This is a genomic window from Pseudomonas sp. E141, assembly GCF_052659885.1.
In genome coordinates this window covers 4,737,362-4,749,547 of record NZ_CP084024.1, presented here as the reverse complement: position 1 = coordinate 4,749,547, position 12,186 = coordinate 4,737,362, and the positions used below count along the sequence as shown (strand labels likewise).

The 12,186-nt window shown below is 59.7% G+C and carries 11 protein-coding genes; 6 read left to right on the top strand and 5 right to left on the bottom strand.

The annotated features are described in order from the left end of the window. Positions 1-10: 10 nt before the first annotated feature. Positions 11-913: a DMT family transporter gene (locus GKKCFE_RS21215; RefSeq protein WP_107321893.1), complete on the top strand. Its 903-nt coding sequence runs from the start codon at positions 11-13 to the stop codon at positions 911-913. Positions 914-955: 42 nt separating this feature from the next. Here GKKCFE_RS21215 and GKKCFE_RS21210 read toward each other — a convergent pair whose 3' ends face one another. The 4 genes from GKKCFE_RS21210 to GKKCFE_RS21195 all read right to left on the bottom strand — a co-directional run bounded on the left by GKKCFE_RS21210 (position 956) and on the right by GKKCFE_RS21195 (position 4,345). Next, positions 956-1,927 (bottom strand): 2-hydroxyacid dehydrogenase, encoded by a 972-nt coding sequence (locus GKKCFE_RS21210; RefSeq protein ID WP_445577058.1) that lies wholly within the window; start codon positions 1,925-1,927, stop codon positions 956-958. A 263-nt stretch (positions 1,928-2,190) separates the two neighbouring features. Further along, positions 2,191-2,940 carry a YkgJ family cysteine cluster protein gene (locus tag GKKCFE_RS21205; RefSeq protein WP_445577057.1) on the bottom strand — a complete coding sequence of 250 codons (750 nt, stop codon included), beginning with the start codon at positions 2,938-2,940 and terminating at the stop codon, positions 2,191-2,193. A gap of 77 nt (positions 2,941-3,017) precedes the next feature. Next, positions 3,018-3,344: a hypothetical protein gene (locus GKKCFE_RS21200; protein ID WP_445577056.1), complete on the bottom strand. Its 327-nt coding sequence runs from the start codon at positions 3,342-3,344 to the stop codon at positions 3,018-3,020. Positions 3,345-3,442: 98 nt separating this feature from the next. Continuing rightward, positions 3,443-4,345, bottom strand: a complete 903-nt coding sequence (locus GKKCFE_RS21195) for a chemotaxis protein CheV (protein WP_445577055.1) — start codon at positions 4,343-4,345, stop codon at positions 3,443-3,445. Between the two features lie 32 nt (positions 4,346-4,377). On the opposite strand from GKKCFE_RS21195, the gene GKKCFE_RS21190 reads away from it, so the two are divergent. Then, entirely contained in the window at positions 4,378-4,554 is a 177-nt protein-coding gene (locus tag GKKCFE_RS21190; protein WP_157952118.1) for a hypothetical protein, read from the top strand. On the opposite strand, the gene norR is transcribed toward GKKCFE_RS21190, so the two are convergent. Further along, complete coding sequence (gene norR, locus GKKCFE_RS21185) at positions 4,547-6,103, bottom strand: nitric oxide reductase transcriptional regulator NorR (RefSeq protein WP_445577054.1); 1,557 nt, start codon at positions 6,101-6,103, stop codon at positions 4,547-4,549. The two genes, GKKCFE_RS21190 and norR, sit on opposite strands and share 8 nt — an antisense overlap. 151 nt (positions 6,104-6,254) lie before the next feature. Between norR and hmpA the strand changes: the two genes are divergently transcribed. The 4 genes from hmpA (at position 6,255) to cyoB (ending at position 12,185) form a co-directional block, all read left to right on the top strand. Continuing rightward, a complete protein-coding gene (gene hmpA, locus GKKCFE_RS21180) occupies positions 6,255-7,436 on the top strand; it encodes an NO-inducible flavohemoprotein (protein ID WP_419418016.1) in 1,182 nt (393 codons plus the stop codon). Positions 7,437-7,901: 465 nt separating this feature from the next. Then, positions 7,902-8,411 carry a disulfide bond formation protein B gene (locus GKKCFE_RS21175; protein WP_445577053.1) on the top strand — a complete coding sequence of 170 codons (510 nt, stop codon included), beginning with the start codon at positions 7,902-7,904 and terminating at the stop codon, positions 8,409-8,411. 792 nt (positions 8,412-9,203) lie between these two features. After that, entirely contained in the window at positions 9,204-10,151 is a 948-nt protein-coding gene (gene cyoA / locus GKKCFE_RS21170; RefSeq protein WP_047228600.1) for a ubiquinol oxidase subunit II, read from the top strand. Positions 10,152-10,154: 3 nt separating this feature from the next. Then, on the top strand, positions 10,155-12,185 hold the full coding sequence (cyoB, locus tag GKKCFE_RS21165) for a cytochrome o ubiquinol oxidase subunit I (protein ID WP_188250946.1): 2,031 nt from the start codon (positions 10,155-10,157) through the stop codon (positions 12,183-12,185). Position 12,186 lies beyond the last annotated feature (1 nt).

Here is a 12,186-nt window from a genome sequence, read left to right as displayed (position 1 = left end):
AGTTGCCGTCATGAACCTCTCGTTGTATCTACTTACCGTGCTCATCTGGGGCACCACCTGGATTGCGCTGAAATTGCAGTTGGGCGTGGTCGCCATCCCCGTGTCGATTGTCTATCGCTTCGGCCTGGCGGCGCTGATTCTGTTTGTGATGCTCTTGCTCAGCCGACGTCTGCAAGCCATGAACCGGCGTGGTCATTTGATTTGCGTGGCCCAGGGCCTGTGCCTGTTTTGCATCAACTTCATGTGTTTCCTCACTGCCAGCCAATGGATTCCCAGCGGGTTGGTCGCGGTGGTGTTCTCTACCGCCACGCTCTGGAATGCCCTCAATGCCCGCGTGTTCTTCGGCCAAAGGATCGCCCGCAACGTCTTGCTGGGCGGCGCCTTGGGCTTGCTGGGGCTGGCTCTGCTGTTCTGGCCGGAGCTGGCGGGTCATAGCGCAAGCCCGCAAACGCTGCTCGGGTTGGCCTTGGCGTTGCTGGGAACCTTGTGCTTTTCGGCGGGCAACATGCTCTCGAGTTTGCAGCAGAAGGCCGGTCTCAAACCGTTGACCACCAACGCCTGGGGCATGGCTTATGGTGCGGCGATGCTGGCGGTGTGGTGCCTCTTCAAAGGCATCCCGTTCGATATGGAATGGAACGCGCGCTATGTCGGCTCGCTGTTGTACCTGGTGATCCCAGGTTCAGTGATCGGCTTCACCGCCTACCTGACGCTGGTGGGGCGCATGGGGCCGGAGCGGGCGGCGTATTGCACGGTGCTGTTTCCGGTGGTGGCGTTGAACGTCTCGGCGTTGGTCGAGGGCTACCAATGGACGGCGCCGGCACTGCTCGGGCTGGTGCTGGTGATGTTGGGGAACGTGCTGGTGTTTCGCAAACCCCGGCCCGTGGCGACGCAAGCCGCCCTGGGCGCACGCTGAGCCAGGGTATGGCAGGCCCGGACCCGGCGCCTGCCCGAGGGTTTACTTCCAGACTTGTGGGTTGACCAGGTTCTTCGGTCGCTCGCCCAGCAAAGCGCTGCGCAAGTTTTCCACGGCAAGATCGGCCATGGCTTCACGGGTTTCGTGGGTGGCCGAGCCGATATGGGGCAGGGTTACGGCGTTTTTCAGCTGGAACAGCGGCGATTCGGCCAATGGTTCTTTCTCGTAAACGTCCAGCCCGGCGCCGCGGATGCGGTTGTTCTGCAAGACTTCGATCAGCGCCGGCTCATCCACCACCGGGCCGCGGGAAATATTGACCAGAATGGCACTCGGTTTCATCAGGGCCAGTTCACGCTGGCCAATCAGGTGGCGAGTCTTCTCACTCAATGGCACCACGAGGCAAATAAAGTCCGCTTCGGCGAGCAACTGATCCAGCTCGCGAAATTGTGCGCCCAACTGATCTTCCAGTTCGGTCTTGCGGCTGTTGCCGCTGTAGAGAATCGGCATGTTGAACCCCAGCCGGCCACGCCGGGCAATGGCGGCACCGATGTTGCCCATGCCGACAATCCCCAGGGTCTTGCCGTGCACGTCAGTGCCGAACAGCTGCGGGCCGACCGTCGCCTGCCATTGGCCGGCCTTGGTCCAGGCGTCCAGTTCAGCGACGCGCCGGGCGCTGCTCATCAGCAGGGCGAAGGCCAGGTCAGCGGTGCTTTCGGTGAGCACGTCAGGGGTGTTGGTGAGCATGATTCCACGCTCATTGAAGTAGGCCAGGTCATAGTTGTCGTAACCCACTGACACGCTGGACACCACTTGCAGATTCGCGGCGCTCTGCAGTTGTTCGCGGCCGAGCTTGCGTCCGACACCGATCAGGCCATGCACGTGGGGCAAGGCTTCGTTGAACTGTGCATTGATGTCGCCGTTCGACGGATTGGGCACGATCACGTCGAAATCCTGTTGCAGTCGTTCGACCATCTTGGGTGTGACACGGCTGAAGGCAAGTACGGTTTTTTTCATCGCAGAAGGCTCATCAGGCAAGGAATACCAAGCACGCTAACATTCTGGATGTGGGTTAGGCGAGAGGGGAGCGTCGATTGAGGCGAGTCAGTGGCAGGAATGGAGTACTTATGGGCAGTACCTATGGGGGAGCATCTATGTTGGATGTGGGAGCGAGCCTGCTCGCGATGACGGCGGCACGTCCACCATCACTGCAAACTGATCCACCGCTATCGCGAGCAGGCTCGCTCCCACAAGGGATTTCTATTTCATCCCTGGGGTGTTTACGCCGCCCGCAGCGAAATAAACGCGTAGTTGACCGGTGCCTCAGTGGCAACCCGTGCTCCACTGGCCAGGACCTGGCAGGCCACTTCATCACCGGACAAATGGAACTGCCATTCACTGGCCGCTTGCTCCAGTGGCTGCAAACGGACCTGATCAATGACTGCGGCGAATGCGCTCATGTCCGGCAGGTACGCGGTAAACCCGTCGCCCTTCAGCGCGGTGGTGAGGATGCCCAGTGAAGCGCAGATGCGCTCCTTGATCCGGATTTCCTCGCGATCGGCCTGACGTGAGCGTTCGATCAACTGCGCCAGTTCCTTGTCGACCAGTTCACCGCCGAGTATCAGTTGCGGTCCGGTCTCCCACGACTCTGGCGGGCATTCCTTTACGGCAATGTTGAGCGGGATGTGCGGGTTGATTTCCATCGGATAGATACGGCACACCAAGGGGCGGCGCTCGTAGATGCGGCACAGGTTTTCTTCGTCAAGATTGCGGCAGCGCCCGGCGTTATAGGCGGCGAAGGTGATTGCCACCAAGGCCTCGGTGGTGCCGCTGTGGACCCGCGCCGAACGGCGCTCAGCGTGTTCGCGTTGCGCCGCCGGCAGGCCGAGGCCGTTGGGCAGGAAGGCTTCCACCAGGACAATCACCTGGCCGCCGTCGTCAGCCCACATCCGGGCCTCGTCGAGGGTCAGGGGGACATGGTGATCGGTGCAGCATTTGCCACAGCCTACGCAGGAAAACGTTGTGTTCATTGAGCGCCCGGTCAAAAGCTGGAAGGCGGCGACAGAAAAACGCCGCGATTAACCGATGCGAAGCAAGTTGTGCGCCATCACCGGCTGTTGTCGGCGGGGCGGATGGAGTCCCACTCGGTCACGTAGGCGGTCTTGGATTTCTTGCGGTAAAGGCACAGCTCGGTGCCCGTCGCGCCTTTCATGTGTTTCTGCGGATACTGGCCTTGCAGCAACAGCGCGGTATAACCCACCCGGTCATCGAACTGCGCGGCAGTGCCCACAGGCTCGGCGTTCTTCAAGCCGCTGGCCTTCATGCAACTGGCAAGCACGGCTTTGTCATGGGTGGCCCAGGCTTCTGGGCTGGAGGCGTGGGCCTGGGCGGTGAGGGCCGTGAAGCCCAAAAACATGAGTGCGTGGATTTTCATCAGCAAGATCCTTGTTCTGGGAAGCCAGGACAGGAGTATGCCTGAGGTGCCGGGATGATCATTCCCCTATACGCATGGGAATGATCATCAGGCATGACTCAGTGGCCTTGCTCGGCAACCGCCTTGGCGGCCGTGATCAGGCACTTGGTCAGCTCCGGTGAGGAGAACTTGGTCAGCACGCCATTGGCCCCGGATAGCCGAGCCTTCTCGCTGTTCATGGCGCTGTCCAGCGAGGTGTGCAGCAACACATAGAGGTGGGCGAAGTCCGGCGTTTCCCGCAGGGTCCGGGTAAGGGCGTAGCCGTCCATCTCCGACATTTCGATGTCGGAAACGATCAGGTTGATCTGCTGTGCAGTGCCTTGCAGGTCCAGCAGGCATTCGATGGCTTCCTTGGCGCTGCGAGCGGTGTGGCATTGCAGGCCGAGGTTGCGCAAGGTGTGTACCGATTGTTGCAACGCCACCTGACTGTCATCGACCACCAGGATCCGCGCGTTGCCCAAGACTTCGGCGTCTTCCATGCTCAGCTCGGTGGGCGCCGTTTCAATCTGCGCCGGGGCGATACCGTGGATGACTTTTTCGATGTCCAGCACCTGCACCAGCGTGCCATCCACCGACGTCACGCCAGTGATGAAGGCGCGTACGCCGCCTGAGCCGAAAGGCGGGGGTTTGATGTCGGTGGTCAGGCAATGCACGATCTTGCTCACCGCCTGCACATGCAGACCCTGTTTGGATCGACTGACATCGGTGACGATCACGCAGCCGCCATCCGGATCTTCCAGGGGCCGTTCGCCGATGGCGCGGCTCAGGTCGATCACCGACAACGAGGCCCCGCGCAGGGTGGCGATGCCTTTGACGTGCGGGTGCGACTCCGGCAGTTTGGTCAACGGCGGGCAGGGAATGATTTCGCTGACTTTGAGCAGGTTGATTGCCATCAGCTTGCCGCTGCGCAAGGTAAACAGCAGAAGCGAAAGTGAGTCTGCGCGGGCTTTGTTGGAAGACATAAAAACCTTCTGTGGAAAAAGGTGGGGCGAGCGTGAAGAACGCCAAAACAGCTTTTGATATTGGGTTATCGACCCGATGGGGGCTGGCTTTAGGGCGAAACCCACAGACAATCGATTTCAGCTCAGTGGCCTGGGAATGCATACGCTATGGTCAGGCGATAAATGCCCTCGCCGCATGGGGCGTCGGTGGTACAGAAGGTTTTATTTGAGTCCCAACCGCTTGGCCATCCGCCCCAGGTTCGCCCGATCCAGACCCAGTTCCCGAGCGGCGCTGGCCCAGTTGTGCTGATGCCGTTCCAGGCAGGCGATGATCAGCTTGCGTTGAAAATCGTCCATGGCTTCACGCAAGTCCCCCGTGACCCCCTCCAGGGCAGGTGCGGGGCTGGCGGATGAAGGTGGCGGGTGTTCTTCCGGGCTGCGGGGCAAGTCCAGGTCCTGGGCGCTGAGGCTGAGGATCTTTGGCCGCACCGGACACCGGCCCAAGGCTTTTAAGGCGCTTCGGCCGATCAGGTGCTCCAGTTCACGTACGTTCCCCGGCCAGTCATACGCCAGCAATGCGGCCTGGGCGTCACTGGTCAGGCGCAGGCTGCCCAGGCCCATGCGCGAACGGTTCTGCTCCAGGAAAAAACCGCTGAGCAGCAGCACATCGCGCCCACGATCCCGTAGTGCCGGCACCAGCAACGGGTACACGCTCAGGCGATGATAGAAGTCGGCCCGATATCGCCCGTTGCGCACTTCTTCAGCCAGATCGCGATTGGTGGCCGCAATCAGGCGTACATCGACCCGATGTTCCTTGTCCGAGCCCAGCCGTTGCAACTGGCCGCTCTGCAACACTCGCAGCAGCTTGGCCTGCACGGTCAAGGACAACTCGCCCACTTCATCGAGGAACAACGTGCCGCCATCGGCCAGTTCGAATTTGCCGCGCCGGTCATTCGTGGCCCCTGTAAACGCGCCGCGTACATGGCCGAAGAGTTCGCTTTCCACCAGGGTATCCGGCAGTGCAGCGCAATTGAGGCTGATAAGCGGCTGCTCGGCGCGCTTGGAGGCCGCGTGTATGGCTTGGGCGACCAGCTCCTTGCCAACCCCGGTTTCGCCAGTGATCAGCACCGTCAGGTCGCTGCCCCCCACCAGGTTGATTTCTTCCACTAATCGCTTGTGGGCCTTGCTCTGGCCGACCATGTCGCGAGGTTGCTGGCCGCTGGCCTGGCGGTAGACCTCGGCGCGGCGATGTTCGTCTTCGGCTTTCAAGGCCAGCCGATCAATGCGTTCGGCTGCGCTGACCGTGGCGGCGGCCAGGCTGGCAAAGGCCTGCAAGGCGCTCAGGTCGATCGGCTCGAAGCGTTCGGGGTTTAGCGCATCGAGGGTCAGCAGGCCCCACGGTTGCTCGTCGACGAACAGTGGGCAGCCCATGCAGTCGTGGACCTCCAAGTGCTCAGCCAGACCTTCGACCAATCCGTCGTAGGGGTCGGGCAGCTCACTGTCGGCGGCAAAGCGAGTGGGCTGCGGGCTGGCCAGCAGTGCCTGGAAGCGGGGGTGTTCACTGATCCGGAAGCGTCTGCCCAGGGTATCGGTACTCAAGCCATCCACCGCCAGCGGCACCAGACAGTCTCCGTCCAGGCGTAACAGCGCGGCGGCGTCGCAGGGCAACAGGGCTCGCAGCGCGCCAAGCAGGCGTCGGTAGCGCTCGCCTTCCGGCAACTCGCGGGAGAGGTCGGCCACCAGCGGAAGCAGCGAGGTCAGTAGGGAGGTTGCGGTCATAATGACTCCATATGGTCCTAATGACTATAAGATGCCATATGTCTTTATGACTACTTACTTCGTAAGCAATTGAAAATGTTTAATAAATTTTATGGCATGAAACCTGATAGGCATAGGTATCAGTTTTTCGTAATACGCCAGGAGTCACCTTATGCTCAGCCGAGAAGAACGCGCCATCATCCGCTCCACCGTGCCCTTGCTTGAAAGCGGTGGTGAAGCGCTCATTACTCACTTTTATCGCATGATGCTGTCCGAATACCCGCAAGTGCGCCCGTTGTTCAACCAGGCTCACCAGGCCAGCGGTGATCAGCCCCGCGCCCTGGCCAACGGCGTATTGATGTATGCCCGGCACATTGACCAGCTCGATCAGTTGGGCGACCTAGTGGCCAAAATCGTCAACAAGCACGTCGCCCTGCAAATCCTGCCGGAACATTACCCAATTGTGGGGGCCTGCCTGTTGCGGGCGATCGCCGAGGTGCTGGGTGAAGAGATCGCCACGCCGCAAGTGATTGCCGCGTGGGGCGCTGCCTATAACCAGTTGGCCGATATCCTGATCGGTGCCGAAACCGGCATGTACGAGCAGAAAGCCGCAGCGCCGGGCGGCTGGCGGGGCGAGCGTGAGTTCATCCTGGCAGCCAGGGTGCAGGAGAGCTCGGAAATCACTTCGTTCTACTTCGAGCCGGCGGACAAGGGCGCGATCCTGGTGGCGGAACCAGGCCAGTACATCGGCATGAAACTGGTGTTGGATGGCGAGGAGGTGCGCCGCAATTATTCGCTGTCGGCCCTGGCGGACAACGGTCAGTATCGCATCAGCGTCAAGCGCGAGCCGGGCGGGCGCGTGTCCAACTATCTGCACCATCATTTCCCGATCGGCAGCAGCATCCAGTTGTTTCCCCCGTCAGGAGACTTCTTCCTGACCCAGAGCGACAAACCGCTGGTGCTGATCAGCGGCGGCGTCGGCATCACGCCGACCCTGGCGATGTTGCAGGCGGCGCTGCAAACCGAGCGGCCGGTGCATTTTATCCACTGCGCACGTAACGGCGGCGTGCACGCCTTCCGTGACTGGATCGATGACCTGGCCCAGCGGCATCCACAACTCAAGCGCTTCTATTGCTACGACGAAGATGACGGCTTGAGCCCGGCGGCTGACAAGGTCGGCTTGTTGAGCCAGGAACAACTGGCGCAATGGTTGCCGCAGCAGCGTGACCTGGATGCCTACTTCCTTGGGCCCAAAGGCTTCATGGCCGCCGTCAAGCGCCACCTCAAGGCACTGGGCGTGCCGGACGGGCAAAGCCGCTACGAATTCTTCGGCCCGGCGGCGGCGCTGGAGTAACGGCGGGGCGAGCCGGGGTGATCCGGTTCGTCTGCATCGCGAGCAGGCTCGCTCCCACAAGGGGTTTTGGTGGTGAACACGATGGGTGAACACCGCAGAAAACTGTGGGAGCGGGCTTGCTCGCGAAGGCGGTTTGTCTGAAACAGTGATGCTGGATGTGCTGGCCTCTTCGCGAGCAAGCCCGCTCCCGCAATGGATTTGCGGCGGGCACGATTGGGTGATCAACGCAAAGACAACTGTGGGAGCGAGCCTGCTCGCGATAGCGGCGCCATGCTCAATCCCATCACAACTGACTCCCCCCAAGCAAAATTAATCCGTACTTAACCTCCCTCGTGTTTATTCCTCTCAATGTGGGCGGCAGCCGCTCGTTCTCTGTCATGGTCAGCGTGTAGACTTTGGCCATCCGACAGTGCGCCGGGTTTCTCCAGGCTGCGCGTCGATCCAATGCATACAAAGGGAAACGCAATGAATGAGCAAATGCTGCGCTTAGGCCGTGAACGGCGCTATCTGGTGCTGTTGGGGCTGATCTGTCTGGCGCTGATCGGCGGTGCGCTGTATATGCAGGTGGCGCTCGGTGAGGCGCCGTGCCCGCTGTGCATCCTGCAGCGGTATGCATTGTTGCTGATCGCCATTTTTGCCTTCATTGGTGCGGCCATGCGTACCCGTCGCAGCCTGACGGTTTTCGAAGGCCTGGTGGTGCTCAGTGCCATGGCCGGTGCGGCGGTAGCGGGGCATCACGTGTACACCCAGTTCTTCCCGGCGGTCAGCTGTGGCGTCGACGTGCTGCAACCGATTGTCGATGACCTCCCGCTGGCGAAGATCTTCCCGTTGGGCTTCCAGGTCGACGGCTTTTGCTCCACCCCGTATCCGCCGATCCTGGGCTTGTCCCTGGCACAATGGGCACTGGTGGCGTTCGTCCTCACGGCGATCCTGGTGCCGTTGCTGGTGTCGCGCAATCGCAAACAACTGCCCTAAAGCGCCTCAATCAGACGCCCCGGTTTTCTGTAGGAAGCCGGGGCGTTTTGCGTTTCAGTCTTACTGCGTGCCAGCCTTGATCCGAGACAATAATGAGCCGCGACAGCGTGCGACACGTTGTCACACATTTGCTGTCATCCGGCCACTTGCTGCGCGAATAAGCACCTCGTTCTGCAATGAAAAATCAGCCGTTGCAGGCTCCATCCGGCTAACTGGCTCCCCCCGGAGCAGGCATTTCTAACAATCGGGCCTCTTGCCGCTCAGCCCCCGAATGACGGGGGCTCTACGGGCGTAAAAAGCCTCTTTAATCAGCGCAAGCTGTCTAAATCGGGCGTAGTAGACCTACGTTTTCTGGGGTTCTTGTTGAGAATGAATTTCGATAAGATGCCGGCTTGTTTCGAATTCTGCGAAAGATTGTTGCTCGATTTGATGAAAATTATTTCAGGATAAGACATGGTCTCCGGCGCCTCAGCTCACTACAATCGCCCGCACCGAATTTCCGACCCGGCTCAAGCTTGAGCCCGTGAGGTGGTCGAAGGGCTCAAGGCCCCATGCGACCCCAGGTGTCGGTGCCTTCCAACTACCCGCACCAAATGGAATTGGGCTGTAACAAGGCCTTTGACCTACGAATTCGAATAAGAACTCACTGCTGGCCCGGGATGTGTCGAACAGCGTCTGACGCTGCGACGGTCAGCCCTTATTCAATCCAAGAAAAATGCCAACCCTTGGCAGGGTGAAGTGTTGGCGATCAAAACCCAACTGCATTGCGTAAGCTGCTTTAGAGGTCGTGAGATGAGTAAAAACAGGTACCCCCGATTACTAGGCTTGTTGCCTTTGCTCGGCACGTTGTTGCTGGGAGGCTGCAACATGACCTTGCTCGATCCCAAGGGTCAGGTCGGCCTGGATGAACGTAATCTGATCATCACCGCTACGCTGTTGATGTTGCTGGTCGTCGTGCCGGTTATCGTCATGACCTTCCTGTTCGCCTGGAAATACCGCGCGTCCAACACCAGTGCCACGTACACGCCCAAGTGGTCGCACTCGACCAAAATCGAAGTGGCGGTGTGGACTATTCCGGTACTGATCATCATTGCCCTGGGTTACATCACCTACAAGTCCACCCATGCCCTTGACCCGTATCGTCCGCTGGATTCCGACGTCAAGCCGATCACCATTGAAGTGGTCTCCATGGACTGGAAGTGGCTGTTCATCTATCCGGAACAAGGCATCGCCACGGTCAACAAGATCGTGTTCCCGGCCCACACGCCGATCAATTTCAAAGTCACCTCCGACACCGTGATGAACTCGTTCTTCATCCCGGGCCTGGGCGGCCAGATCTACGCGATGGCGGGCATGCAGACCAAGCTGCACCTGATCGCCAACCAGAACGCCGAACTCGACGGTATCTCCGCCAACTACAGCGGTGCGGGTTTCACCGGCATGAAGTTCAAAGCAATCGCCACGACCCAGGAAGAATTCGACGCCTGGGTCAACGATGTGAAGAAGGCACCTAAACAGCTTGAAAAAGCTGAATACGAAGCCCTTTCCAAACCGAGCCAGAACAACCCAGTCGAGCTCTACTCTTCGGTCACGCCGAACCTGTTCCAGACCATCATCGACAAGTATGAAGGGATGAACCCGGGCAAGCCGATGCACCACGAGAAGAACGAAAAGGAAGTGGCCCACAACATGGAAGGGATGGACATGAGTTCGCATTCAGCTGCCGGGGCAGAGGAGTAAACGATGTTTGGTAAATTAAGTTGGGAAGCGATCCCGTTCCACGAGCCGATTGTCATGGTGACCCTTGCCGTGATCGCGCTCGGTGGTCTGGCGTTGTTCGCGGGGATTACCTACTTCAAGAAGTGGACCTACCTGTGGACCGAGTGGCTGACGTCGGTCGACCACAAGAAAATCGGCGTGATGTACATCATCGTCGCCATGATCATGCTGCTGCGCGGTTTTGCCGACGCCATCATGATGCGTACCCAGTTGGCCATGGCCACCGAGGGTTCGCCTGGCTACCTGCCGCCTGAACACTATGACCAGATCTTCACCGCCCACGGCGTGATCATGATCATCTTCATGGCGATGCCATTCTTCACCGGCCTGATGAACCTTGCAGTGCCGCTGCAGATCGGCGCGCGTGACGTGGCCTATCCGTTCCTGAACTCCTTGAGCTTCTGGCTGCTGGTTTCCGGTGTGGTGCTGATCAACCTGTCCCTGGGCGTTGGCGAGTTTGCCAAGACCGGTTGGGTTGCCTATCCACCGTTGTCGGGCCTGCAATACAGTCCGGGCGTGGGGATGGATTACTACATCTGGGCGCTACAGCTATCGGGACTTGGGACAACGCTAACGGGGGTCAACTTCCTGGCCACCGTGCTGAAGATGCGTACCCCGGGCATGAAGCTGATGGACATGCCGATCTTCACCTGGACCTGCACCTGGGCCAACGTCCTGATCGTCGCTTCGTTCCCGATCCTGACCGCTACCCTGGCTTTGCTGACGCTTGACCGCTACATGGATTTCCACATTTTCACCAATGAACTGGGTGGAAATCCGATGATGTACGTCAACCTGTTCTGGGCCTGGGGTCACCCCGAGGTGTACATCCTGATTCTGCCGGCGTTCGGGATTTTCTCCGAAGTCATCTCGACGTTCTCTGGCAAGAAACTGTTCGGCCACCACTCGATGATCTACGCCAGCGGCGCGATCTCGGTGCTGGGTTTCATGGTCTGGCTGCACCACTTCTTCACCATGGGTTCGGGTGCCAGCGTCAACGCCTTCTTCGGTCTGGCGACGATGCTGATTTCGATCCCGACGGGTGTGAAGCTGTTCAACTGGCTGTTCACCATCTACCAGGGCCGTCTGCGTTTCACCAGCCACGTGCTGTGGACCCTGGGCTTCATGGTGACCTTTGCCATCGGCGGCATGACCGGCGTACTGCTGGCCATCCCGGGTGCGGACTTCGTGCTGCACAACAGCCTGTTCGTGATCGCGCATTTCCATAACGTGATCATCGGCGGCGCTGTATTCGGCTACATCGCCGGCTTCGCCTTCTACTTCCCGAAAGCGTTCGGCTTCAAGCTGCACGAGGGCTGGGGCAAGGCTGCATTCTGGTTCTGGATCTCGGGCTTCTTCGTCGCGTTCATGCCGCTGTATGCACTGGGCTTTATGGGCATGACCCGTCGTCTGAACGCCACCACCAACCCTGAGTGGGTGCCGTACCTGTACGTCGCCATGTTCGGCGCGGTGATGATCGCCGTGGGCATCGCCTGCCAGCTGATCCAGTTGTACGTCAGCGTGCGTGACCGCAAGAAGCCAGAGAACATGTGCGAACACGGTGATCCGTGGAATGCCCATACCCTGGAATGGTCGACCTCGTCGCCTCCACCGTTCTACAACTTTGCCGTGCTGCCAAAAGCCGACGTCATCGACCCGTTCACCGAAGCCAAGGAAAACGGTACCGCGTACCAGACTCCGGCCAAGTACGCGCCGATCCACATGCCCAACAACACCGCGACCGGTGTGGTCATGGGTGCGCTGTTGACCGTGTTCGGTTTCGCGATGATCTGGCACATCTGGTGGCTGGCCATCGCCAGTCTGGTCGGCACCGTGGTGTATTTCACCATTCATGCCGCCCGTGACGATCAGGGCTACATGGTGCCGGTGGATGTCATCGAGCGCATCGAAGCCGAGCAGCACAAACGTCTGGTCGCGGCAGGGAAAGTCCCAGCCACCGCCACCCGTGTTGAAACCTCGTTGGAACAGGCTTAAA

Bases quoted from the DNA above. Each gene is read 5' to 3' on its own strand.
- GKKCFE_RS21215 (WP_107321893.1), top strand. From the start codon at position 11: ATGAACCTCTCGTTGTATCTACTTACCGTGCTCATCTGGGGCACCACC.
- norR (WP_445577054.1), bottom strand. From the start codon at position 6,103: ATGACCGCAACCTCCCTACTGACCTCGCTGCTTCCGCTGGTGGCCGAC.
- cyoB (WP_188250946.1), top strand. From the start codon at position 10,155: ATGTTTGGTAAATTAAGTTGGGAAGCGATCCCGTTCCACGAGCCGATT.
- cyoA (WP_047228600.1), top strand. From the start codon at position 9,204: ATGAGTAAAAACAGGTACCCCCGATTACTAGGCTTGTTGCCTTTGCTC.
- hmpA (WP_419418016.1), top strand. From the start codon at position 6,255: ATGCTCAGCCGAGAAGAACGCGCCATCATCCGCTCCACCGTGCCCTTG.
- GKKCFE_RS21205 (WP_445577057.1), bottom strand. From the start codon at position 2,940: ATGAACACAACGTTTTCCTGCGTAGGCTGTGGCAAATGCTGCACCGAT.
- GKKCFE_RS21210 (WP_445577058.1), bottom strand. From the start codon at position 1,927: ATGAAAAAAACCGTACTTGCCTTCAGCCGTGTCACACCCAAGATGGTC.
- GKKCFE_RS21195 (WP_445577055.1), bottom strand. From the start codon at position 4,345: ATGTCTTCCAACAAAGCCCGCGCAGACTCACTTTCGCTTCTGCTGTTT.
- GKKCFE_RS21175 (WP_445577053.1), top strand. From the start codon at position 7,902: ATGAATGAGCAAATGCTGCGCTTAGGCCGTGAACGGCGCTATCTGGTG.
- GKKCFE_RS21200 (WP_445577056.1), bottom strand. From the start codon at position 3,344: ATGAAAATCCACGCACTCATGTTTTTGGGCTTCACGGCCCTCACCGCC.